Source organism: Bacillus sp. FSL W8-0183, assembly GCF_038006825.1.
Classification (GTDB): Bacteria; Bacillota; Bacilli; order Bacillales; family Bacillaceae; genus Bacillus; species Bacillus altitudinis.
The window spans coordinates 2,769,354-2,794,206 of record NZ_JBBOVY010000001.1; the positions used below are offsets into that span (position 1 = coordinate 2,769,354).

The 24,853-nt window shown below is 42.2% G+C and carries 24 protein-coding genes and 1 other annotated feature; of the genes, 3 read left to right on the plus strand and 21 right to left on the minus strand.

What is annotated here, in order from left to right:
• Positions 1-238: 238 nt before the first annotated feature.
• From NSQ64_RS14735 to zapA, 12 genes are all read right to left on the minus strand, one after another.
• Entirely contained in the window at positions 239-1,717 is a 1,479-nt protein-coding gene (locus NSQ64_RS14735) for an alpha-N-arabinofuranosidase (RefSeq protein WP_341017111.1), read from the minus strand.
• 75 nt (positions 1,718-1,792) lie between these two features.
• Positions 1,793-2,770: an electron transfer flavoprotein subunit alpha/FixB family protein gene (locus NSQ64_RS14740; protein ID WP_017358243.1), complete on the minus strand. Its 978-nt coding sequence runs from the start codon at positions 2,768-2,770 to the stop codon at positions 1,793-1,795.
• A 44-nt stretch (positions 2,771-2,814) separates the two neighbouring features.
• Complete coding sequence (locus NSQ64_RS14745) at positions 2,815-3,588, minus strand: electron transfer flavoprotein subunit beta/FixA family protein (protein WP_058336556.1); 774 nt, start codon at positions 3,586-3,588, stop codon at positions 2,815-2,817.
• A gap of 31 nt (positions 3,589-3,619) precedes the next feature.
• The gene (locus NSQ64_RS14750) at positions 3,620-4,399 is read right to left on the minus strand and encodes an enoyl-CoA hydratase (RefSeq protein ID WP_017358245.1); all 780 of its coding nucleotides are present in this window, start codon (positions 4,397-4,399) and stop codon (positions 3,620-3,622) included.
• Positions 4,400-4,424: 25 nt separating this feature from the next.
• Entirely contained in the window at positions 4,425-5,009 is a 585-nt protein-coding gene (locus tag NSQ64_RS14755; protein ID WP_096881717.1) for a TetR/AcrR family transcriptional regulator, read from the minus strand.
• A gap of 174 nt (positions 5,010-5,183) precedes the next feature.
• Positions 5,184-6,893, minus strand: a complete 1,710-nt coding sequence (locus NSQ64_RS14760) for an AMP-binding protein (RefSeq protein WP_113767054.1) — start codon at positions 6,891-6,893, stop codon at positions 5,184-5,186.
• A 100-nt stretch (positions 6,894-6,993) separates the two neighbouring features.
• Entirely contained in the window at positions 6,994-7,449 is a 456-nt protein-coding gene (locus NSQ64_RS14765) for an Imm63 family immunity protein (protein ID WP_341017117.1), read from the minus strand.
• Positions 7,450-7,611: 162 nt separating this feature from the next.
• Entirely contained in the window at positions 7,612-8,016 is a 405-nt protein-coding gene (locus tag NSQ64_RS14770; RefSeq protein WP_007501637.1) for a DUF350 domain-containing protein, read from the minus strand.
• Between the two features lie 14 nt (positions 8,017-8,030).
• Positions 8,031-10,388 (minus strand): endonuclease MutS2, encoded by a 2,358-nt coding sequence (locus NSQ64_RS14775; RefSeq protein WP_024718639.1) that lies wholly within the window; start codon positions 10,386-10,388, stop codon positions 8,031-8,033.
• 21 nt (positions 10,389-10,409) lie between these two features.
• Positions 10,410-12,122, minus strand: coding sequence for a DNA polymerase/3'-5' exonuclease PolX (gene polX, locus NSQ64_RS14780; protein WP_203143502.1), 1,713 nt, complete (start codon positions 12,120-12,122; stop codon positions 10,410-10,412).
• Between the two features lie 114 nt (positions 12,123-12,236).
• Positions 12,237-12,770: a CvpA family protein gene (locus NSQ64_RS14785; protein ID WP_025207758.1), complete on the minus strand. Its 534-nt coding sequence runs from the start codon at positions 12,768-12,770 to the stop codon at positions 12,237-12,239.
• Positions 12,771-12,777: 7 nt separating this feature from the next.
• Positions 12,778-13,035, minus strand: coding sequence for a cell division protein ZapA (zapA, locus tag NSQ64_RS14790; RefSeq protein ID WP_008345998.1), 258 nt, complete (start codon positions 13,033-13,035; stop codon positions 12,778-12,780).
• Between the two features lie 134 nt (positions 13,036-13,169).
• Here zapA and rnhC point away from each other — a divergent pair, with 134 nt between their 5' ends.
• Positions 13,170-14,093, plus strand: coding sequence for a ribonuclease HIII (rnhC, locus tag NSQ64_RS14795; RefSeq protein WP_024718641.1), 924 nt, complete (start codon positions 13,170-13,172; stop codon positions 14,091-14,093).
• A 41-nt stretch (positions 14,094-14,134) separates the two neighbouring features.
• Here the strand turns inward: rnhC and pheT are convergent, their stop codons facing one another.
• The 3 genes from pheT to NSQ64_RS14810 all read right to left on the minus strand — a co-directional run bounded on the left by pheT (position 14,135) and on the right by NSQ64_RS14810 (position 18,719).
• The gene (pheT, locus tag NSQ64_RS14800) at positions 14,135-16,549 is read right to left on the minus strand and encodes a phenylalanine--tRNA ligase subunit beta (protein ID WP_216894827.1); all 2,415 of its coding nucleotides are present in this window, start codon (positions 16,547-16,549) and stop codon (positions 14,135-14,137) included.
• A gap of 15 nt (positions 16,550-16,564) precedes the next feature.
• A complete protein-coding gene (pheS, locus tag NSQ64_RS14805; protein ID WP_008346004.1) occupies positions 16,565-17,599 on the minus strand; it encodes a phenylalanine--tRNA ligase subunit alpha in 1,035 nt (344 codons plus the stop codon).
• A 376-nt stretch (positions 17,600-17,975) separates the two neighbouring features.
• Positions 17,976-18,719, minus strand: coding sequence for a TrmH family RNA methyltransferase (locus NSQ64_RS14810; protein WP_135009382.1), 744 nt, complete (start codon positions 18,717-18,719; stop codon positions 17,976-17,978).
• Positions 18,720-18,832: 113 nt separating this feature from the next.
• On the opposite strand from NSQ64_RS14810, the gene sspI reads away from it, so the two are divergent.
• Positions 18,833-19,054, plus strand: a complete 222-nt coding sequence (sspI, locus tag NSQ64_RS14815; RefSeq protein ID WP_008346010.1) for a small acid-soluble spore protein SspI — start codon at positions 18,833-18,835, stop codon at positions 19,052-19,054.
• A 45-nt stretch (positions 19,055-19,099) separates the two neighbouring features.
• Here sspI and cstA read toward each other — a convergent pair whose 3' ends face one another.
• Both cstA and NSQ64_RS14825 read right to left on the minus strand, forming a co-directional pair.
• Positions 19,100-20,896: a carbon starvation protein CstA gene (gene cstA, locus NSQ64_RS14820; RefSeq protein ID WP_039168858.1), complete on the minus strand. Its 1,797-nt coding sequence runs from the start codon at positions 20,894-20,896 to the stop codon at positions 19,100-19,102.
• A 350-nt stretch (positions 20,897-21,246) separates the two neighbouring features.
• On the minus strand, positions 21,247-22,335 hold the full coding sequence (locus NSQ64_RS14825; protein WP_017358255.1) for a M42 family metallopeptidase: 1,089 nt from the start codon (positions 22,333-22,335) through the stop codon (positions 21,247-21,249).
• Between the two features lie 179 nt (positions 22,336-22,514).
• On the opposite strand from NSQ64_RS14825, the gene NSQ64_RS14830 reads away from it, so the two are divergent.
• On the plus strand, positions 22,515-22,919 hold the full coding sequence (locus tag NSQ64_RS14830) for a hypothetical protein (protein ID WP_008346017.1): 405 nt from the start codon (positions 22,515-22,517) through the stop codon (positions 22,917-22,919).
• A gap of 17 nt (positions 22,920-22,936) precedes the next feature.
• Here NSQ64_RS14830 and NSQ64_RS14835 read toward each other — a convergent pair whose 3' ends face one another.
• The 4 genes from NSQ64_RS14835 to infC form a co-directional block, all read right to left on the minus strand.
• A complete protein-coding gene (locus tag NSQ64_RS14835) occupies positions 22,937-23,203 on the minus strand; it encodes a DUF1294 domain-containing protein (RefSeq protein ID WP_008346019.1) in 267 nt (88 codons plus the stop codon).
• A 63-nt stretch (positions 23,204-23,266) separates the two neighbouring features.
• Positions 23,267-23,626 carry a 50S ribosomal protein L20 gene (gene rplT, locus NSQ64_RS14840; protein ID WP_007501659.1) on the minus strand — a complete coding sequence of 120 codons (360 nt, stop codon included), beginning with the start codon at positions 23,624-23,626 and terminating at the stop codon, positions 23,267-23,269.
• Between the two features lie 31 nt (positions 23,627-23,657).
• On the minus strand, positions 23,658-23,858 hold the full coding sequence (gene rpmI, locus NSQ64_RS14845) for a 50S ribosomal protein L35 (RefSeq protein ID WP_003216324.1): 201 nt from the start codon (positions 23,856-23,858) through the stop codon (positions 23,658-23,660).
• Between the two features lie 25 nt (positions 23,859-23,883).
• Entirely contained in the window at positions 23,884-24,399 is a 516-nt protein-coding gene (gene infC / locus NSQ64_RS14850) for a translation initiation factor IF-3 (RefSeq protein ID WP_024718649.1), read from the minus strand.
• 71 nt (positions 24,400-24,470) lie between these two features.
• Positions 24,471-24,602 (minus strand) — a sequence feature (ribosomal protein L20 leader region).
• Positions 24,603-24,853 lie beyond the last annotated feature (251 nt).

Sequence of the window (24,853 nt, forward strand, 5' to 3'; positions counted from 1 at the left end):
CCTCCAATGTAAATTATGCTTTTTAGTATAGCATCTACCAATGTGACTTGCGAATGAAATGCTTACGAATCATTTTTTATGAAATGAATTAAAAAACAAACCGTATGATAGCACCAATAACAACAATCGCACCGATGATCATCAGAATGGTTCTAAGCATATGACATAACTCCCTTTCCGCTTCATTTACAATGTATGATGCCCCAACATTCTTCTCATCAAACATTGAAATATGCGATCAAGCCAGATCGACGGTCAACATTACAACCGACATAGGCGGCAGATCAATAGTCAGCTCGCCGTGCTTAACAGCAAATTGCCGAAAGTCCGCAGGCTGAACGGAATGAGGATCAACGAACGTGTTGTGCGCATTCATCCGATCAGCAGTCAGCACACGGCCATTGACCTTCGTTTTTGCATCGATTCCCTCTATCGCAAGAGATACGTCTGCTTTTTCATGGGGATCCACATGACATAAACTAATATGCATCTTGTCAGATGACCGCGAGGCTGACACACTGACTTGAGGGATTTTTTCACCCCGGCGTTCATATGAAGGAGCATTCAATTCTACTTCAAGCGCTTCTTCTTCTTGATGCACTTGAAACATGTGAAATACATGATAGGTAGGTGTCAGGAGCATCTTTTCGTCCTGCGTTAACACCATCGCTTGCAACACATTGACGGTCTGGGCAATATTCGCCATATGAATCCGCTGGCAATGGCGATGAAAAATATGAAAATGCAAGGCACAGACTAGAGCATCTCTTAATGTGTTTTGCTGATACAAAAACCCTGGATTTGTCCCCGGTTCTGGATCATACCATGTCCCCCATTCATCAATAATCATCCCGATTCGCTTGTCTGGATCATAACGATCCATGATTTTTCCGTGTTCCACGACAAGCCGCTCCATTTCAGACGCCTTTTTCAGCGTTGTAAACCACTCATCCTCATCAAAATCGGTCGCTGACCCTTTCTTCTCCCATGTTCCTGGGACCGTATAGTAATGCAAACTGAGCCCATCCATCCACGGCGCTGCACGCTCCATTAATACTTTTGTCCAATTCACATCATTTGAATTCGCACCGCATGCGATTTTGTAAATGCGCTGACCAGCAAATTCTCTCACATACGTTTGGTAGCGTTTATATAAGTCTGCATAATACTCTGGCGTCATATTTCCACCACATCCCCAGCTTTCATTGCCTACACCAACATACGTCAGCTCCCACGGTTCTTGTTTTCCATTTTGAATCCGCCAATCCGACATAGGTGTCCCTTTAGGAAATGTGATATATTCAATCCATTCTGCTAATTCTTGAACAGAGCCGCTTCCAACGTTTCCACAAATATAAGGCTCACATTCAAGTAATTCACACAGTCTCATAAATTCATGTGTACCAAACGCATTTGATTCAACGGTGCCACCCCAATGAGTATTCACCATCGGCTTTCGTTCACTCAGATCACCGACGCCGTTTGCCCAATGATACTCGTCTGCAAAACAGCCGCCCGGCCACCTCAGCACCGGGATATGTAAGGCTTGAAGTGCCTTTAGTACATCGGTACGAATCCCCTCAATATGGTCAATCGATGAGTCTTTCCCTACCCAAATGCCGTCATAAATTCCTCTTCCTAAATGCTCTTGAAAGTGTCCATAGATGTGTTTAGAAATGCGTCCAATCACTTCATTGATTTTTACTGTCCCATTCACTTGTAAACCGCTCCTTTGTTTCGTGATGACATACAAAAAAACCCAGAATACCTAGGCATTCTGAGTGTATGAGCGTTAAGAATGGATATTCATCTTTTTTAACTCTTCATTTAAAAGCGGAACGACTTCGAATAAGTCACCGACAATTCCGTAATCGGCAATTTTGAAGATTTCAGCTTCTGGGTCTTTATTGATCGCAACAATGACTTTACTGTTGGACATACCGGCTAAATGCTGAATAGCTCCTGAAATCCCGCAGGCAATGTAAAGGTCAGGTGTGACGACTTTACCGGTTTGACCAATTTGCAGGGCATAATCGCAATAGTCAGCGTCACATGCACCACGCGAGGCACCGACTGCTGCGCCAAGCGTTTGGGCAAGTTCTTTCAGCGGTTCAAAGCCTTCTTTGCTCTTGACCCCCCTGCCTCCTGCGACAATGACCTTCGCTTCAGATAAATCTACACCTTCTGATGTTTTTTTAATGACTTCCTTCACGATCGTTCTTAGGTTTTGAATATCGACAGAAACTGGCGTCACTTCTCCGCTGCGTGACGCATCACGCTCCAGCGGTGCCACGTTGTTTGGACGGATAGTAGCCAAAAGCAGACGATCTGTTGAAATGACTTTTTCAAAAGCTTTTCCTGAATAAATCGGTCTAGTGAAAACAAGATGTTCACCGGTAACGCTTACATCTATTGCATCTGAAATTAAGCCTGTTTGCAGGCGTGCAGCTATTTTTGGTGACAAGTCTTTTCCGATCGATGTATGACCGAACAGCACTGCATCAGGATTGACTTGATCTAATATTGCTTGAAGCGCCTGCGCAAAACCATCAGACGTATAATAAGAAAGATGCGGGTGCTCGACGATCATCACATGATCCGCTCCATAATAAAGCAGTTCATCCGCTTGGTCTTTGACGTGATCCCCTATTAAAACGCCAATCACTTCACCGCCATCAGCCACCTCGTGAGCGGCAGCAATCGCTTCAAAAGTCACATTTCTTAATTTACCGTCACGACTTTCTCCAAGTACAACAACTTTTTTACTCATCCTTTAAGCTCCCCCTTGTTCTCGTGATATCGTAAAGTGGATGTTTAGATGACTTTTGCTTCATTTCTTAGCAGGTCTGTCAGTTCCTTGACCTGATCCTGAAGCTCGCCGCTCAGCACCTTGCCACCCTCTTTTTTCTCCGGTAAAAAACGTTCAATGGTTTTGATTTTATATGGCACATCGTCTTCATCTAAATCTAGATCGTCTAATTCTAATTCTTCTAAAGGCTTTTTCTTTGCCTTCATGATGCCTGGTAACGATGGATAACGAGGCTCATTGAGACCTTGCTGCGCGGTGACCACTAGCGGGAGCTCGGCAGAAATCACTTCCACATCACCCTCTGCATCTCGCTCAATTGAAGCTGAGTCGCCGTCGATTTGAATACTTGTAATGGTTGTGACATATGGAAAACCGAGTAATTCAGCAAGACGCGGGGCCACCTGTCCAGACCCGCCGTCAATCGCTACATTCCCTGCTAAGATCAAGGAAGCTTCTTTATCCTTGAGATAGTGATATAGAATCGTAGAAGCGGAAAACTGATCCCACTCCTCCAAATCATCTTCAACATTTAATAAAACGGCTTGATCGCAGCCCATTGCAAGTGCTGTTCTAAGCTGTTTCTCCGCATCTTCATTGCCAACTGTCACGACCGTTACTTCTCCCCCGTGCTCATCCCGAAGCTGAATCGCTTCTTCAATTGCGTACTCATCATAAGGATTAATAATGAACTCTGCCCCATCTTCTTGAATAGCACCAGACTGAATAGAGATTTTCTCTTCCGTGTCAAACGTACGCTTCATTAAAACAAAAATATTCATTCATTTCTCCCCCTTGTGTCGTACTAATCCCTTATTCCCCTTTAAAATTCGGTTTACGCTTTTCGATAAAAGCTTGGATGCCTTCTTTGGCATCATTCGACTGAAACACCTCAGCAAACTTTTTGGCTTCCAGCTTCATTCCGCCATCATATGAGTACACTTTTGTCGCATTCAATAACTCAAGCACATACTCAAGCGTTTTAGGGCTTTTCGCTGCAAATTTCGCAGCCAATGTTTTGGCTGTTTCCAGCGCTTCTTCTTCTGTTTCCGCAAGTTTTGAAACAAGTCCGCAGGCAAATGCTTCTTCTCCTGTAATCGGCTCAGCTGTTCCCATCATTTCAAGTGCTTTAGCTGATCCAACATAGCGAGGCAGGCGCTGCGTTCCGCCGAATCCTGGGATAATACCGAGATTTAATTCCGGCAGTCCCAGCTTTGCATCTTTTGTTGCGATTCGAATATCACACGACATCGCCAACTCAAGCCCGCCGCCTAATGCTGCCCCGTGAATGGAAGCAATCACCGGTTTTGGACATTGTTCAATTCGTTCAAACACTTGCTGTCCTCTGTCTGCAAGGCTGGCATAATCAGACTCTTCCTGCAAGGTCGTAAATTCTTTAATATCAGCACCTGCTGAGAAAAATCTACCTTCTCCATGAATGACAATAGCTCTCACTTCACTGTTTTGTTCAAGCTGATCAAACATGTCATTGAGTTCAGTGAGAAGCTGAGAGGATAAGGCATTTGCAGGTGGGTGTTGAATCGTGATGAGTGCTGTCTGTTCGTCTTGGTGTAAGCTAAGTATTTTTTCCATGTCAATCATCCTTTTTCAATTGTCTTTAAGATTGATGTATTCCGTTTAAGAGAAGATCATGTACACTTTCTGCGAGTGCAGGCAGGTCATACTTTTGATCATTCATGACCCATGTTGTAGCGGTTTCGTCAATCGTCCCAAATACCATTTGTCTCGCTAAGCGGACATCTAGATTTTGTCTAAATTCTCCTGTCTTCTTTCCTTCGGCTAAAATGGATTCTAGCATATTTAAATACCCTTTCAGCACCTCATTGATTTTTTGGCGCAGTTCAAGGTTTGACTGCCTGAGTTCAAGCTGTGTCACTAGGGCCAAATGATGGTCTTGAGATAGCAGGCGAAAGTGTTCTCGAATGAGGAGAAGAAGCTTTTCTTTGGCAGACGGTTTCTTTTGAATATCGTTTTCCATCCGTTCGATGAATTGTCCCATTTTTTCTTTGAACAACGAGATCAAAATGTCCTCTTTGTTTTTGAAATAGAGATAAATGGTTCCGTCTGCTACCCCTGCTTGTTTGGCAATCTTTGAAACTTGTGATTGATGGTAGCCGTTCTCTGCAATCACCACAACGGCTGCATCAATAATTTGCATGTACTTCGGTCTTTTCTGCTTCAATGTGCTTCGTCCCTTTCTGAATTGAATGAGCATTCATTCATAACTTTATGTTAAAAAGAAACGAGTGATTTGTCAAGTGATGTTCTTCTTTCTTTTCAACCTTTAGCATACCAGAGCAGACACCTACAATTCAAATCATCCGGCCGCTTGACCGGATGATGCTGGTTCATTCTCTCATTGATCGACTGGTTCTTCTGTTGAAGATGATTGCTTTCTTTTTTCTTCTTCAATTAACACCCTGCGCAAGATTTTCCCTACAGCCGTTTTAGGCAGTGATTCCTTAAATTCGTAGACACGCGGCACTTTAAATGAGGCAATTCTTGTTCTTACAAAACGATCCAGTTCATCCTCTGTTACATAGGCATCCTTTTTCGGGACAACAAAGGCTTTTACTGTTTCCCCTCTATACGGATCTGGAATACCCGCCACAACAACTTCTTGTACAAGCTCATGCTCATAAAGGGCTTCTTCAACCTCTCTTGGGTAAATATTATAGCCGCTCGCGATGATGACATCCTTTTTCCGGTCTACGATATAGAAAAAACCATCCTCATCCATATACCCAATGTCTCCTGTGAAAAACCAGCCGTCTCTTAACACTGCCGCTGTCTCCTCCGGCTGATTCCAGTATCCTTTCATGATTTGAGGACCTTTGACGATAATCTCTCCGTGCTCATATGGCGCTTTGAGTCCACCCGTTTCTTCACAATAAATACCGGCATCTGTATTCGGCCAAGGGCACCCGATACTTCCTATTTTGTTCGCTCCCCATAAGAAATTGGCATGAGTGACAGGAGAAGTTTCTGAAAGTCCATACCCCTCCACCAGCCTTCCTCCTGTTAGTTTTTCAAAACTCTGTTTGACTTCAACAGGAAGAGCGGCCGATCCGCTTAAGCATGCGGTGATGGATGATAGGTCATACTTTTCAATATTCGGATGATGAAGCAGGGCAATATACATCGTTGGTGCTCCTGGGAACAGCGTCGGTTTCTGTTTTTCAATGGTCTTCAAGGCATCCGCTGCATCAAAACGCGGAAGAAGAATCATTTGATGACCTTCCTTGACTGCAAGGTTTAGCACGGTCGTCATGCCGTATACATGAAAAAACGGAATGATCCCAAGAATCCGTTCTTTTCCACGGTTCGTTTTATACATCCAGGATGCACACATTTCTGTATTGGCTACTATATTTTCGTGTGTGAGCATGACCCCTTTTGGTAAACCGGTCGTTCCGCCTGTATATTGCAAAACTGCGACATCCTCTTTCGGTTGAAAGGATATTTGCGGAATTCGTTCTCCTGACGATTCTTTCATGATCTGTGAGAAATGATGAATGGTCTCACTCTTCTCCACTTGGATGACCATGTTGTTTTTCCTTCGCTGGACAATCGGAAACAATATATTTTTCGGAAATGGCAAGTAATCTTGTAATTTTGTGATGATCAAATGTTCCATACTTGTCAGCGCTTTCATTTTATAGGCCTTTGGATACAGTAGATCGAGAGTGATCAGCACCTTAGAGCCGCTGTCCTCCATTTGATATTCCAGTTCTTTCTCCGTATAAAGCGGATTGGTTTGAACGACAATGCCGCCTGCTATTAAAACTGCATAATAAGAAATCACCGATTGCGGGCAGTTTGGCAGCATAATCGCTACTCTGTCGCCTTTTTTGACACCGATGTCAATCAAGTGACTGGCTAATTTCAGTGCATCTTCTTGTAACTGCTGGTAGGTGATGTTTTTTCCTAAAAAATGAATGGCTGTATGCTCAGGTGCTGCCTCTGCGGAGCTGAATAAGTAAGATTGCAACGTTTCATTTGGGATGGTGAGTTCGTGGGGAATTTGATTCGGGTAATGCAGAAGCCAACGTTTATCTGACTGCATAAAAACCCTCCTTCCTGAACTTTCGTACTATTTTATTATAGCAAACTTTTCCTTATGGCTGTTTGCTTTTTTCAAATCGAGCTCGTTCCATGACACATCTTCATTTTTTCGCCGGTGTTTCTATAGAGGCTCTTTTCCCTTCATGATGCCACTTTTCGTATAATCCACCGATCTCACGAAATGACTCATGGACTCTCTCCACAATCTGTTTATGGATACTAGGGTCATTAGGTAAATGTGTGTGGATGTTGTCCACTTGATATTGTCTCATCATGTCTAGATACACAGTTAGAAAGATGGTGTCTTCTAAAATCCAATAAACGACTTCATCCGCCTCTTTTGTTCTTTTATGAAGCACTTTAATCCCTCGTTCATATTGAATAAGAATATAGCCGGCTGGATCAATTTCAATATAGGGGCTCAAATCATCAAAAAAACCAGTCGTTTGAAAAGGACGTGCAATATACGGTTCATATATGTCTTGGGGAAGAGATGTATTTTTGAGACAACTGTCAATGCGCTTTATGAGTTCGTCTTTTTGCAAGATTTGATTCATTCTGATTCGCCGCCTTTGATGAGTGAAAAGCTGTCAAGGTTTTCCCTGACAGCTTTCTAGAATGTATTCTTCATTTTACAGGAACATGTAAACGGCACCAATAACCGCAAAAGTGCAGGCAACTACAATTAATACTTTGGCTAGTTTTTCCATGTCGTCTCCTTAAATGCCGGCTGCTACTACATAAGACAGCCCAACAGAAATAATGAGTGAAATAAACCCGACCGCTCTATTATCATTCTCAATCTCTTTGTCTACTTTAAATCGTGGTGTTAAAAATTCAAAAATGAAATAGCTGACGAGCAGCATCACAAAGCCGTATACGCCCCATCCGACCATTTGAAGAAGCGAGTTGTGCTGGGCGATGGAATGCTGAAAGACATTGGCAATCCCAAAAATCTTCCCGCCGGTTGCCATAGCAACAGCTAAGTTCCCCCGCTGAATCTCTTCCCAGTTTTTATAGGAGGTCACGAGTTCAAATATGGTAAGAAATAAGACAAGACATAGGACGGCCACGCTGTAATAGGCGGCAATTTCCACAAGTTCATTTTCCCAAAAGGCTTTCATGCGTTTTCTCCTTTTTACTTTAATTCGACGATGGTGACGCCTGATCCTCCCTCGCCTTGTTCTCCAAAACGAGCATTTTTTACACTACGGTGCTGTTTTAATAATTCCTGGACCCCTTTTCTCAAGGCGCCAGTGCCTTTACCGTGAATGATCGACACGCGCGGATAGCCAGCTAAGACGGCATCATCTAAGTATTTCTCGACTCTGCTTAAGGCATTCTCATAACGCTCTCCTCTTAAATCAAGCTCAAGTGATACATGATAGTCTTTTCCTTTGACCGCCGTGATGGCTTTCTCTTGTTTAAATTCCGGTGCTGATTTGATAAATTCCATATCTTTTTCTTTTACTTTCATTTTTAGAATGCCCATTTGGACACTCCATTCTTTGTTACCCGTTTGTTCGATGAGCGTTCCTTTTTGGCCAAACGTCAGCACTTTGACTTCATCGCCTGGCTTTAGCTGTCTTGCTGCTTTTTTCACTGGCTCTGGTTTTTTCTTACGGTCAAACTCAGGGACAGCTTCTTCAAGACGCTTTCTCGCATCAATGAGTTCATGTTCTTTGAATGAACGATGCTCACTTTTAATGGACCGAAGCTCTTGAATAATCTCTTCTGCTTCTTTTGTTGCTTGTTCAATTTTTTCTGCCGCTTTTTGTTCAGCTTCTTCCAGCAGTTTGTCCTTTTGTTCATTCCATTCAAGGATTTGTTTTTGCAGTTCTTTATGGAGCTTCTCTGCTTCTTTTCTATAGAATTCCGTCTCATGCAGTTCTTCTTCTGCTTGTTTTTTGCTGTCTTCTAATGAAGCAATCATCTGATCGACTTCATTATGTTCTGCGTGCATATCTGCTTTTGCACGGTCAATTAAATGATGAGGCAGTCCTAGACGCTTGGAAATTTCAAATGCATTACTTCGTCCCGGCACCCCGATGAGCAAGCGATATGTAGGGGATAAGGTTTCAATATCAAACTCTACACTCGCATTTGTGACGCCTTCTCGGTTATACCCGTATGCCTTCAGCTCAGGATAGTGAGTCGTTGCGATGACGCGCGCATTTGTTTGATGAACTTCATCTAAGATGCTCATCGCAAGTGCTGCACCTTCAGCAGGATCTGTTCCCGCACCTAATTCATCAAATAACACGAGTGAATTAGACGTCAAATGCTTTAAGATATCCACAATATTGACCATATGAGATGAGAAAGTACTCAAGCTCTGTTCAATAGACTGCTCGTCTCCAATATCAGCAAAGACTTGATCGAATACAGCCACTTCTGATCCTTCTTCGACTGGAATATGAAGACCTGCCTGCGTCATCAGCGTAAGAAGTCCGAGTGTTTTTAAAGTGACGGTCTTACCGCCTGTATTTGGACCTGTGATGACGATCGTAGAAAAATCTTTCCCTAGCTCAATATCATTTGCCACAACCTGATCTCGGGGCAATAGGGGATGTCTTGCCCGTTTTAAATAAATCTCCCCTTGGTTATTCACAGTAGGTTTTGTGGCTTTTTCTGCTTTTGCATATTTGGCTTTGGCGAAAATAAAATCTAATGTCTGAAGTTCATTCACATTATGAAGCAATTCATCAATGTGCTCTGACACACTCGCTGTCAGCATTTGCAAAATCTTTTCAATCTCTTGCTTTTCTTTTAGGCGAGTTTGCTGCAAGGTGTTATTTAAATCTACGACCACCTGCGGCTCAATAAAAAGAGTTGCGCCTGAAGAAGATTGATCGTGAACAATCCCTCCATAATTCGAGCGGTACTCTTGTTTTACGGGAATGACAAACCGATCATTACGAATGGTCACAATGGTGTCTGACAGCATTTTCGAGGCAGATTGTGAACGAATCATTGATTCTAATTTATCTCGTACTTTTGATTCTAGTGATCGTAACTGCGTTCGTATGGTGCGGAGGGCTGGCGTTGCGTGATCAAGCACTTCTCCATTATCACCAATACAGCTTTCGATTTCTTTTCTCACGTCTGGCAGTAAAATCAGCGATTCTGCATATGTATGAAGACGGGGTATCTCTACTCCGTCCTCATACATAGAGGCGAGAAAGTGCTTCATGTTTTTTGTGGTATATAACAGCGCCGCAATTTCCATCAGCTCAGAAGGGCTTAATATACTGCCTATTTCTGCTCGTTTGACGCCTCGTCTAATATCCGTTAACCCGCCAAACGGCGCAGATCCTTTTAAACGAATCACATCTTGCGCTTCTGCTACCTCTTCTAGCAGATGCTGAATGCTCTCGATATCTGTGAGTGGTATTAAGTCCTGCGCTTTTTCTTTCCCTAAAGTCGAAGCAGTATAGGACATGACTTTTTCTTTTACTTTATGAAATTCTAATGATGCTAACACTTTTTGTTGCAGCATGGTCCAGCCTCCTAACGACTACCTGTCACGCGTTAAAAACTTTTTCATCTCATTGAGTGAAAATGTATTCACGACATTTGCTTTTGGTGTCCAGCCCTTTCTTGCAGCTGTGACACCGACGTCCATATGATCGAGCATGGCGATGTTGTGTGCATCTGTGTTGATCATGATGTTCACACCCGCTTCGTTTGCTTTCATTAAATGCTCTGTTTTTAAATCCAGTCTTGACGGGTTGCTGTTGAGTTCCAGTGCAGTGCCCGTTTTTTTCGCAAGCTCTATGAGCTGATCAATATTTAAGGCATAGCCGTCTCGTCTACCGATCAAACGGCCAGTTGGATGAGCAATTAAATCCACATGCTGATTATTCAAGGCATTTTCTAGGCGCTCCATAATGACTTCCTCCGGCTGAGAGAAGCTAGAATGAATAGAAGCAATGACAAAATCCATGTCTGCTAGAAAGTCATCATCATAATCTAACGATCCATCCGGCAGAATATCCATTTCGACCCCTTTGAAAATGTGAAAATGCTCGAATTCTTGATTCAGCTTGTCAATTTCTTTTGCTTGCAAACGCAAACGTTCTTTTGTTAAACCGTTTGCTACTTTTAAATATTGTGAGTGGTCTGTAATGGCCATGTATTCATAGCCTTTTGCGATACATGCCTCTGCCATTTCGCGAATAGAAAAAGCGCCATCACTCCATGTCGAGTGCATATGAAGATCGCCTTTGATATCTTTTCGTTCTACAAATTGCATACTTTCTTTATACGAATCAATCTCTGCTCCGGTTTCACGAATTTCTGGCGGAATGAGCGGAAGTTGGAAATGTGCATAAAAAGCGCTTTCGTCTTCAAATGTTTTCACATCCCCAGTTTCGATCGTTTCAACCCCATATTCACTAATACGCTCACCGCGCTCCTTCGCAAGCTGTCGCATACGAATGTTATGATCTTTTGAGCCAGTGAAATGGTGCAGCGTTGTTGCAAATTGGTCTGTTGTCACAAGCCGGAAATCTACACTGATTTCAAAATCAAGTGCAAGCATGACCGATACCTTCGTATCACCGCTCGCAATGATATCTTTGACATCATCAAGAGCAACAAGTTGTTCTCTCACTTGTTCAGGGTTATCAGTCGCAATGATGTAATCTAAATCTTTAACCGTTTCACGCGCACGTCTTAAACTACCCGCTCTTGAAAAGCGGATGATTCCCTCCATCTGTTCCAGCGCATGATCAATTCGCTCTGCCACATCTAATGCAAAGCCAATTGGCAGTCGTTCTGGCTGCTTCCCTGCCTCCTCAAGAGCGGCAAGAATCTTTTCTTCTGTTTTTTTGCCAAACCCAGCAAGCGTTTGTACTTTTTCCGCTTCACATGCTTCTTTTAAAGACTGTGCATCGTGAACACCAAGCTCTTGGTAGAGCTTAGCAATCTTCTTCCCGCCGAGTCCTTGCAATTTTAAGAGCGGGACAAGTCCTTCAGGCACTTCTTTTTTTAATTGTTCGAGTGTTTCAGACTGTCCTTTTTCGATATACTCTGTGATCACAGCAAAGGTTCCTTTTCCAATGCCGGGTAATGCTAATAGGTCATCTATTTGAGAAAGACTGCGGTCATCTTGTTCCAGTGCCGCAGCTGCTTTACGAAAGGCAGAAATTTTAAAAGGATTATCTCCTTTTAGCTCCATATAGACTGCAATTGTTTCAAGAAGTTTGATAATATCTTTTTTATTCATCTCTCATCCTCCAGCCGCTTTGGCATCTTCCTATATAAATATACAAACTTTCCCTTCATCCTACAACTTTCTGTCATGGAATGAGAAAAAACTTCTCCAAGAAAGGAGAAGTTCTTAAACTCCATACGTCGACCAGAGGTCTTTGACAAGACCGGACAGGTAAGGGGTGCTATTTACGATCACATCTGCTAACATTGATTTGCTCATCATGGTTTGAAGCGCATCGACTGGAAGTAATGCAGCCACAAACAATAGAATAAACACAAATAGATAGGTTTCAAGAAATCCTAAAACAGCGCCAAGCAGTTTGTTGACCTGTTTAATCACAGGGATACTTGCAATGGTTGTGAGCAATCCGCCGATGATAGCGAGCAGGATTTTGGTCAAGATAAACAGAATGATAAACGCAATGGTATTATAATAAGCTGTTTCTAGATTCCCACTAAAGAAAGCGAGCTGCGCTTGACCGCCGCTAAAATTAGGTGCTGGAATCCACGTAAGCTGTGGTGCAAGTGACTGATAAAACAGAGAAGCCACTAAAATAGAAACAACAAAGCTAATCAATTTAATAAATTGAAGAATAAACCCGCGTTTTAGACCGACAAGCGTTCCCATAAGAAGCAAAAACAAAATGATGATATCGATCACGGTAATTTCATTCCTTTTCTTTTAGATGAAGCTCTAGTTTTTCGTATTGCTCTTTTAATTTCAAGTAGTCGTGGACGACATTGACTGCTGTCAGTACAGCTAATTTGTTTATATCAAGGTATGGATTTTTTTCATTGATTTCTCTCATTTTATCATCAACAATTGAAGCAACATGTCGCATATGCATCTTCGTTTCTTGGCCGATGATCGTATAGGACTGTCCGTAAATCTCAACTGTTGTTTTCGTTTTACCGCCGTCAGACAACGTTTCTCCTCCATTCCACGAGAATCCTAGTATCTATCATAACATGTTTAGACATTGAATGGAAAGACGAGCCCTTCCCTGTTATGGTACACTTTAGAAATCAATGATATCAAGGTAAAAAGGAGTTATCCACTGTGCCCCAATCCGTCTTAAAAGCAACATCAGAAGACATGAAAAAAATGAAGAGCGTGTACGCTCAGCATTTAACTGACACTTTGCCGCCAGGCGCTCTATTTCAAGCAAAGGTTCCCGGCTGTACGATTACAGCCTACAAATCTGGAAAAGTACTGTTCCAAGGACAAAAGGCAGAAGCTGAAGCGAGTCAGTTCAACCATTTACAAACAGCTGAAACAAAAAGCAAAAAAACACCATCCATCACACAGTACAGCCCACCACCCGGCATCGCTTCCATGTCGGTTATTGGCTCAGATGAGGTCGGTACTGGCGATTATTTTGGACCCATTACGGTCTGTGCGGCTTATGTTGATTCCAGTCAGCTTGCTCTCATGAAAGAGCTCGGGGTGAAAGACTCAAAAGGACTAAAAGATCCGCAGATTATCAACATTGCCAAAGACTTGATCAAAACCATCCCGTTCAGCCTTCTCGTGCTTCGGAATGAAAAATACAATGCGATGCAGGAAAAGGGCATGAGCCAAGGGAAAATGAAGGCACTGCTTCATAACCAAGTCATCACCTCCGTGCTAGAAAAACTGGATGGCAAGAAACCAGAAGCCATTCTCATCGACCAATTTGCCGAACCAGGTATTTATTTCAGGCACCTTGCGGGGAAAAAGATCATTCGGGAGCGTACATATTTTAGTACGAAAGCAGAAGGCATCCACTTATCGGTTGCTGCAGCTTCTATTATTGCAAGATATGCTTTTTTAATTGAAATGGATAAATTATCAAAAGCAGCGGGCTTTGACATTCCAAAAGGGGCCGGTCCGCATGTTGACAAAGCGGCAGCAAAGCTGATGAAACAGCACGGCGAAGAGGCTTTACGCCAATTTACAAAACTTCATTTTGCCAACACCCAAAAAGCGAAAAAATGGTTATAATCAAAAAAGAGCTATCGCCCATAAAGCGATAGCTCTTTTTATTATCCGCGCAAGACGGCTTGATACGTATCTTCTAATGCTTTCAATACGTTTGTATGAACAGCCGTGACTTCTTCCTCGGTCAACGTTTGTTCTGGGTTTAAATATTGCAGAGAGAATGCAACAGACTTTTTGCCTTCTTCCATATGCTCACCCTCATACACATCAAAGACGGAAAGGTCTGTGAGCAATTGGCCGCCAGCTTCATAAATGACTTGCTCCAGCTGTCCGCTTGAAATATGCTGATCGACGACAAGTGCGATGTCTCTTGTCACTGCTGGGAATCTCGGAATAGCCGTATATTTCATATCCTCTGTTTCAGACGTCATCACATCTGTTAAATCAAATTCAAATACATACGTTTCTTTTAAATCTAATTCCTTTTCCACTACTGGATGAAGTGCAGCTACAAAGCCAATCACTTTTCCATTTAAATGAACATCGGCTGTACGTCCTGGGTGAAGGCCCTCACGCTCTGCTTGAACATACGTGATCTCTTCTGATACACCAAGCTTTTCAAACAGCCCTTCTGCAATACCCTTCGCTACATAAAAATCGACAGCTTTTTTCTCGCCCTGCCAAAGATTTTTATGCCAAAGACCTGTTAACGCACCTGCCACATGCTCTTTCTCTACTGGTTTTGCGCCTTCCGTTTCCGCTAAGAAAACAGAACCTGTTTCGTAAAAGGCAAAAGAATCAGCTTGTCTTGCTAAGTTATATGCGACAGAATCAAGTAAGTTTGGCAGAAGGCTTTGTCTCAGCACACTGCGTTCCTCACTCATTGGCAGGGAAAGTCTTGTTTGATAAGCTGAATTTAAAGCAAAGGCTGTGGACTTATGCTGATTCGTTAATGAATACGTAATCGCTTGAGAAAGCCCTGCACCCTCTAAGAAACGTCTCACCTTTCTGCGCTTCACTTGGTATGGCGTGAGACCGCCAACGGTACCAGCTGTCGCAGGCAGTGTAGATGGGATATTATCATATCCGTATAATCTCGCAACTTCTTCAATGAGGTCTTCTTCAATCGTGATATCCATTCGGCGAGAAGGAACCGTTACGACAAGAACATCATTTGATTCGCCTACTGTAAAGCCTAGTTTGTTGAAAATTTGAATCATATCTTCTTTTGAAATGCTCATGCCAAGCACCTTGTTCACACGCTCAGTAGATACATGGATGACATTCATATTTATTTCAAGGTGGTTTTCCTCAACTGTACCGCTTAGCACTTCACCACCCGCATAGATGCTGATCAATTGCGCTGCTCTTTCGGCTGCTGATTTCGTCCGCTGCGGATCGAGCCCTTTTTCAAATCGTGTGCTTGATTCACTGCGAAGCCCTAAGTCTCTAGATGCTTGACGGACGGTTTGACCGTTGAAATATGCCGCTTCTAAAAGAATCGTTGTCGTCTCATCACGCACCTCTGATTCAAAACCGCCCATGACACCTGCAACAGCATGCGCTTTTGTGCCATTTGTAATGACAAGATGCTTCGAAGACAATGTACGTTCTTGTTCATCCAGAGTTTGAATCATTTCATTTTCAGCCGCTTTACGTACGACCACCTGCTTTGAACCAAACCGGTCATAATCAAAGGCATGTAGAGGTTGACCGTATTCAAGTAAGACAAAATTCGTAATATCCACGACGTTGTTAATTGGGCGGATACCTGCATTCATCAATCTTGTTTGCATCCAAAGCGGTGCTGGTCCAATCTTTACATTTTTAATGATCTTCGCTGCATAAAGTGGATTCGCTTCTTGATCCTCAATTTTAACAGAAATATAGTCTGCTGCTTTTTCAGAAGAAGTGTCATGCGCTGTATCAGGAAGCTTGATGTCTCTCCCTAAAATGGCGGCAACCTCATAAGCCACTCCTAGCATATTAAGGGCATCGGCACGGTTTGGTGTTAAGCCAAGTTCAAGTACCGCATCATCTAATTGAAGCGCTTGAAGGGCATCATCTCCTGGTTTCACGTCATTCGGGAAAACAAAGATACCTTCTGCATATTCTTTTGGTACGAGCTTGCTCTCTACGCCTAATTCTTGCAGAGAACAAATCATGCCATGAGACTCTTCACCGCGCAGTTTTGCTTTTTTAATTTTAAAGTTTCCAGGAAGGACTGCACCAACCGTTGCGACAGCCACATGCTGTCCTTTATCCACATTTGGAGCCCCACATATAATTTGCACCGGTGCGTCTTCGCCGATATCAACAAGACATTTGTTTAATTTATCCGCATTCGGATGCTGTTCACGTTCAATGACGTGTCCAACGACAACACCTTTGATGCCTTCGCCTTTATACTCAACGGCTTCCACTTCAATTCCACTTCTTGTAATTTTCTCTGCTAATTCATCCGGCTGAATGCCTTCTAAATCGACATAGTCCTCTAACCATTTATATGAAACAAACATGTTGATTTCCTCCTCTTAGTCCTGCTTAAATTGCTTCGTGAATCTAATATCATTTGTGTAGAAATGACGAATGTCATCTATGCCGTATTTCAACATCGCAATACGTTCAACACCCATTCCAAAAGCAAAGCCTTGATAAGTATCTGGATCAAATCCGCTCATTTTCAATACATTCGGGTGTACCATTCCTGCACCTAAAATTTCAATCCAGCCTGTTCCTTTACATACAGAACAGCCTTTCCCGCCGCATTTAAAGCATGACACATCAACTTCAACGGAAGGTTCTGTGAATGGGAAAAAGCTTGGGCGCAGTCTAATTTCACGATCTTCACCAAACATTTTTCTTGCGACTGTCTCAAGCGTTCCTTTGAGGTCACTCATGCTAATATTGTGATCGACCACAAGTCCTTCAATTTGCATGAATTGATGGGAGTGAGTGGCATCATCGCTGTCACGTCTATATACCTTACCAGGGCAGATGATTTTCACAGGACCTTGGCCTTTATATTTCTCAAGTGTACGCGCTTGAACGGGTGATGTTTGCGTTCTCATGAGTGTGTCTTCAGTAATATAGAAGCTGTCCTGCATATCACGTGCCGGATGTTCTTTTGGAAGATTGAGCGCTTCAAAGTTATAGTAATCTGTTTCCACCTCTGGGCCCTCTTCAACGGTATAGCCCATGCCGATAAATAAATCTTCAATATCTTCTACGACAATCGTTAATGGATGTCTTGCCCCAATTTTGATCGGACTTGCTGGTAATGTGACATCAATGGTTTGAGAAGCCAGTTTCTTTTTCACTTCTTCTGCTTCTAGCTGCTCATTTTTTTCAGCAATGGCACCAGCAATCTGCTCTCTCACTTCATTTGCAAGTGCGCCCATTTTTGGTCTTTCTTCAGCGGAAAGCTTGCCCATTCCGCGCAGCACTTCTGTAATCGGACCTTTTTTCCCTAAATATTGAACACGAATGTCATTGACTTCTTTGAGCGAGCTGGCTGCTTCTACCTTCGCTATCGCTTCTGTTTCAAGCTGTTTTAACGTTTCTTGCATGAGTGTTATCCTCCTTTTAATATACAAAACCGTCTGAATAAACGGGTGTTTGATTGTTTGAAGACAATAAAAAAACCCGCCCCTCCAAAAAAGAAGGGACGAGTTGTGGTCGCGGTACCACCCTTGTTAAGCACAAATATATGTGCGAATAAGCTTCATTGACATAACGGAATCAAACGAATCCGGTCCACCTTTACGCAAAACCTGCGGTCCCGGTGACAACTCCAGAGGTGAATTCCTGTTTCAGCATTCCTTAAATGCACTTTCAGTCTACGATGCATTCTCCCTAATAGGACGCTTCGTGAAACAATCTTCCTCTATCATGGTTTTTAAAATATTAGTTTCATTATAGTGAAAAATAGGACGTGATGCAACACTATCCGCGCAAATGATAGACAAGAACTGCTGCTGCCACAGCCACATTTAATGATTCCGCTTGTCCGTACATTGGAACATATAAATTTTGATCTGTCATTTGAAGAATCTCTGGATCAATACCTGCTCCCTCGTTGCCTACAATTAACGCAAATGGACCTTCTGATGCTATGTGTTTATACTCTTTCGCATCTTTCAAAGCACTGCCATATACAGATATGCCTTGCGCCTTTAATGCTGGAATTGTCTGTTGTAGCGTTTGTTTGAAGATAGGCAGGTGAAAATGAGACCCTTGTGCTGAACGGAGCGTTTTTCCGTTAAACGCATCAACGGTTCCATCCCCTAGAATCACAGCATCAAGACCCGCTGCATCTGCTGTCCGAATGAGTGTGCCTAAATTCCCCGGATCCTGCACTGCATCTAACAGAAGCATTCGTTCATACTTTTTCTCCTCAAATACAGGAATTGTACAAACCGCTGCGATTTGCTGAGGTGTTTCCGTTTCCGTCATCGCAGTAAAAGCCTCTTCACTTAATTCATACAGCTCAATGTCAGGCTCGATGTCAGCAGGGAGCATGTCAGGCGTTGCGACCATTAACTCTTTTACAACCCCGCTTTTCAATGCTTCTTCTACTAAGTGTTTTCCTTCAACAAGGAACAGCCCTGTTTTCGTTCGTTCTTTTTTTGTATGGAGCTTTTTCCATTGTTTAATGTGTGCGTTTTTAGCTGATTCTATATATTTCAAGCGACTTTAACTCCTTTAAATATCATGAATTTATTATATCTCAAGCACACTACATAATAAACCTGCCTTTGAGACAGAATAGGGCTATCACCATCAAAAAAGGAGTGTGGGCAATGGATTTTAATTTAAGAGGCGCAGTGATTCAAAACATTACTGGCCATAATCAAGAGCAGCTTGAGCATACGATTTTAGATGCGATTCAAAGTGGCGAGGAAAAAATGCTGCCAGGGCTTGGCGTTTTGTTTGAGGTGTTATGGCAAGAGGCATCAGAAGATGAAAAAAATGAAATTCTTGAAACATTGGAGCAGGGCTTAAAGCCTGAGCATCAGCAATAACAAGAAGCCGGTTTGCTTATCTATGAGCAAGCCGGCTTTGTTCATTTAGCCAGTGATTGGCGTCTCCATTCGAAGAGCTGGATCGCGCCAAATCTCGATCCACTTTTTAATAGCGAACACGATAATGACAAAACCTAAAATCAGCATAATCATCGAAAGCACGGCATTCAGTACACTGTAGCCAGATGCTTCAGGATTGAGATAGACATTCGCAACCATCCAATAACCCGCATAATTCACCGTCACATATAAGTAAGCAAGTGGAATTAAACAAGTCAACATATACCGTCTTTTATCCGCAATTTTTAATACAACCGTCGCCCCAATGATTAATCCGACCGAGGCCATTAATTGGTTTGACACGCCAAAGAGTGCCCAAATGGATCCAATGTCTCCAGAGTAAAGCAAGTATCCCCACATAAAACAAGCAAGTGCACTTGCAAAGACTGACCCTGGTACCCAGTCATTTCGTTTCAGCGGTTTATATGCTTCTCCAAAGAAGTCTTGGATCAAATATCGCGCGACACGGGTTCCTGCGTCAATCGCCGTTAAAATAAAGACGGCTTCAAACATAATCACGAATTGGAAGAAATAAGAGGCCAAATGACTAAAGAACGGAATACCCGTAAAGATGTACGCCATCCCTACAGCTAATGTAACAGCTCCACCTGTTCTTCCTTCTAAGTCAAGACCGATTTCTTTGCTTAGTTGAGGAAGATTCTCGACACTCATACCAAGCGTACGGAACACTTCAGGTGTACTATTAATTGCAAAATAATCTCCCGGATGAAGCGCAGTAGCGGCAATTAACGCCATGATTCCCACTAAACATTCTACGAGCATCGCGCCAAACGCCACCGGCTTCATATCACTCCAACGATCTAGCATTTTTGGCGTTGTGCCAGAGCCAACAAATGCATGAAAACCAGAAATCGCGCCACAAGCAATGGTAATCGAAATAAAAGGCCATACAGGTCCAGCTAAGACAGGCCCTCCTCCATTTACAAACTCCGTAAACGCCGGAAATTGGATGGTTGGATTAACCACAAAGATTCCCGCAATCAGCGCGATGAAAACACCAATTTTCATAAAACTGCTTAAATAGTCTCTTGGTGCCAAAAGCAACCAAACCGGCAGGGCCGCAGCAAAGAACGCATAGATTGGCAGGGCAAGAGCAAGCGTTTTTGTATCAAGTGTTAACAAATCTCCAAGTGCTGTTCCTTGAATATTCGGTCCAAGGAATACCCCCAACATCAGTAATATGAATCCCGCAGATGTCGCCAGCTTTAAATTGCCAGTCTTTTTATAATAAAGGCCGACTCCCATCGCTATTGGAATGGTAATACCAACTGCAAAGGTTCCCCAAGGATTTCGTTCTAAAGCATGAAGCACAACCATGGACAGTCCTGCCATTGTAATTGTAATAATAAATAACATGGCGAGCCCTGTGCAAAATCCTGCCACAGGACCAAGCTCCTCTTTCGCTACCTCGGATAGTGATTTCCCCTTTTTTCGCATCGAAGCAAACAAGACCACAAGATCATGAACAGCTCCGCCAATCACCGCTCCAATTAAGAGCCAAAGGAGACCAGGTAAATACCCAAATTGTGCGGCTAAAATCGGACCAACTAATGGACCAGCAGCGGCAATTGCAGCAAAGTGATGCCCAAATGTGACCCATTTGTTTGTTGGCACATAATCTTTCCCATCCTCGAGTGCATGAGCCGGTGTAGGATGATCATCTGTGACCTTTAATACCTTCACCATCATAAACGTGCCATAGAGGCGATAGGCAATCGCTAAAATACACATCGATCCTATCACAATTGAAACCGCATTCATTTAACCATCCCCTTTTTATAAACAATTTGTTACAAATATAACATAAATTGAGTGATTTTTCTTTCTTTTAAAACCGAGTTGACAAATAGGAATAATTGATTTAATCTAAAATAAGCTTCACCTACTTCCATAAACTCTCTTTTGACAGAGCCTCAATTGGCTCTGTCCTTTTTTATTGATTTCATCTTACATAAATACAAGATGGATCACATGTGCCTTCCTCACTAGAAAAATATCACTTCATTTACTGAAAACAGTTCTTTTGACACAACTTACATTCCAAAGTTCATTTCCTGGGAAATTCAACGCAATTAAAAAACCTTTCCCCATACTGAGGAAAGGTTTCATCATTAAGAACCGTACGTAATTTGTTCGACCGTTTTTTGATCAAGTCTTTTGATGACTTCTGTTAAAAGCTTCACCGCATTTTCATAATCATCTCGATGAATCATGGCTGCATGGGTATGAATATATCTGCTTGGAATCCCGATGGATAGTGATGGAACGCCATGACCTGTTAAGTGAATACCTCCAGCATCTGTTCCTCCACCTGGCATGGAATCATATTGATAAGGAATGTTTAATTCATCTGCAGTTTGGACAACAAAATCGCGAAGCCCTTTATGAGAAACCATGGAAGCGTCGAATACAACAATCGTTGGTCCTTTGCCAAGTTTGCTTGTTGCTTCTTTTTCAGTAATACCTGGTGTATCACCTGCTACTCCAACATCAATAGCAAATCCAATATCAGGCTGGATGGTAGCTGCAGCTGTTTTAGCTCCGCGTAAGCCAACTTCCTCTTGGACAGTTGCTACACTGTATGCAATATTTTCATGCTGAGTATCCTTTAAATTCTTCATGACATCAATCGCTACTGCACAGCCGATACGGTTGTCCCAGGCTTTTGCAAGAAGCATTTTTTCGTCATTCATTACCGTAAACTCAAAGTAAGGTACGATTTGATCTCCAGGGAGGACGCCCCATTCCATTGCCTGTTCTTTGCTCGAAGCCCCAATATCAATGAACATATCTGTGATTTCGATTGATTTCTTTCGTGCTTCTGGTGATAAGACATGTGGCGGTTTAGAACCAATCACACCTGTAATGTCTCCTTTTTTCGTCACAATGGTGACACGCTGCGCCAGCATAACTTGTGACCACCAGCCACCGACCGTTTGAAAACGAATATAGCCTTTGTCATCGATTTTTGTCACCATGAATCCTACTTCATCTAAGTGACCAGCAAGCATCACTTTAGGCCCATTTGCATTTCCTTCCTTCTTAGCAATTAAGCTGCCAAGGCGGTCTGTAGAGACTTCATCCGCATATGTTTCTATGTATGACTGCATGACTTTTTTTACATCACGTTCATTTCCTGGAATCCCTTTTGCATCCGTTAGGTCTTTCAGCATAGTTAATGTTTGATCTAGTTTTGTCATTCTGTGTATCCTCCTTTTTCTTCATGGTGCATTCTTATTATACAAAACCTCTTTCGTTCAATACGATCTTTTTATGAATATTTTTTCGTTAATCGAAATATTTTTTTAAAAAAAGTTGAAACCTTTTGTCTTTCTCATTCGTAGTACATCAGATAACGGTATTGGAGGTGCATCCTGTCATGTTTGTCATCCTCATTAGACTTGCTCTTGTTGCATTGCTTGTCTATATTTTCTACATGGCGGTAAAATTCTTCTCAAACCCGAGAAGAAAGCTGAAACAAGCACAATTAAAAGAAGGCTTTTATTTTATGGACGAACAGCAAAATGCCCGTAAAAATTTTAATTTCGTCTATAAAGGTGTCTTGTTTGAAGGGGAGAAGCATGTTCCTTCTAAGGATCATCCTCTGTTTGTCCACTCCATTTACGTTTGGACGGAGTCACCTGAGAAGCTAAATGAATTCACATTAGAAGACTTTGAAAAACTTGAGGAAAACATCATTGAACGGTATCCTCAAACAAAAATTGATTGGGATCAGCCCATCAAAAAAATCAAACAAAAAAAGGGAGCAGACACGCCGACTTAACGGCGTCTGCTCCCTTTTCAGATGAGATTGAGATAGACCAATATCACCAATTGGACAACAATTAAAGCAGGCATACCCATTTGAAAAGCAGGATGCTTTGTTTTATGACGGAAATACTGCATGCCAAGAAATGACCCAGCAGCACCAAAAAGTACTGCGGCACTCCATAAGTGCGCTTCTGATATTCTCCATTTGTGTGCTTTCGCCCGGCGTTTATCCTCTCCCATGAGACAAAACCCATAGACATTGACCAAGATGAGCAGCACGATCAGAGCGATATTCATTGATTTCACCTCACATGATGAGAAAAAAAGATCACTCCTTGGAGGAATGATCTTTTATATGACTTACTTGTCTAGTTGTGCTTTTGCAGCATCAGCAAGCTGGTTGAATGCGTTTAGGTCATTCACAGCAAGATCAGCAAGCATTTTGCGGTTTACTTCGATACCAGAAAGCTTTAAGCCATGCATTAAACGGCTGTAAGAAAGACCGTTCATACGAGCTGCAGCATTGATACGAGTGATCCATAGTTTACGGAAGTCACGTTTTTTCTGACGACGGTCACGGAAAGCGTAGTTTCCAGATTTCATCACCTGTTGGTTTGCTACTTTATATAATCTATGTTTTGAACCGAAATAACCTTTTGCTAATTTAAGAACCTTTTTACGACGCTGACGCGACACAGTTCCGCCTTTTACTCTTGGCATTGTAATTCCCTCCTATGTTTCCTATTCCAGATTACTTGATGTTTGCAAGTTGTTGTTTGATACGTTTGAAATCTCCAGCACTTACGATTGCGCTCTTACGCAATTTACGTTTTTGCTTTGTAGATTTGTTAGCGAACAAGTGACTTGTGTACGCATGAGAACGTTTAAGTTTACCAGAACCTGTTTTTTTGAAACGTTTAGCAGATCCGCGGTGAGTTTTCATTTTTGGCATTGGATGTTTCCTCCCTCTGTTACTTTTACTTTTCGACTTTTGGTGCAAGCATGAGGAACATGCTGCGTCCGTCCATCTTAGGTTTTGTTTCTACTGTTGCTACTTCAGCGCAAGCTTCAGAGAAACGGTCTAACACGCGCTGTCCGATTTCTTTATGCGTAATCGCACGGCCTTTAAAACGGATAGAAGCTTTCACTTTATCTCCCTTTTCAAGGAATTTGATTGCATTACGGAGCTTCGTGTTAAAATCATGTTCATCGATTGTCGGGCTCAACCGAACTTCTTTTAAGCTAATGATTTTTTGATTCTTACGTGCCTCTTTTTCCTTCTTCTGTTGTTCGAATCGGAACTTACCGTAGTCCATGATTCGGCAAACAGGTGGTTTTGCATTTGCAGCAACTAACACAAGGTCAAGATTGGCTTTCGTAGCAATTTCCAGAGCTTCCTGGCGGGTTTTAATCCCCAGCTGATCGCCATTTTGTCCGATCAAACGAACTTCACGCGCACGAATACCTTCATTAACTAATTGATCTTTGCTAATAGTGAGCCACCTCCATGAGATTTTGAATTGAGTTCACAATTCATTTTGACCATTTCGTTGTATGTTTTACAGGCAAACAAAAAGTGTGGGCATATAAAACACCCACACTGCGAACATTTGCATGAAAAAATAAATGTACGGTCAACCTGTCAACTACAAACATGTGTCAATCAGGTGAGAAGCGGGTGCTTCTGCTTGTGATATCTATTCAATTCGTTAACTATTCTACACAATTTTCATTTGTCCGTCAAGTAACCGAACTCTTGAAACAACTTTTTCATTTTAGCATGACGAAACGATTTGGGCAAGACTTATTTAAAAAGAAAATAAAGTCTCTTCAATTCCTTCAATATTTCATTAACACACCGATATAAATCAAGTTGTATACACAAAATAAACCAAAATATAAATCATATTCTATATAAAAAAGGATATTATATCTATTTTTTCAAAA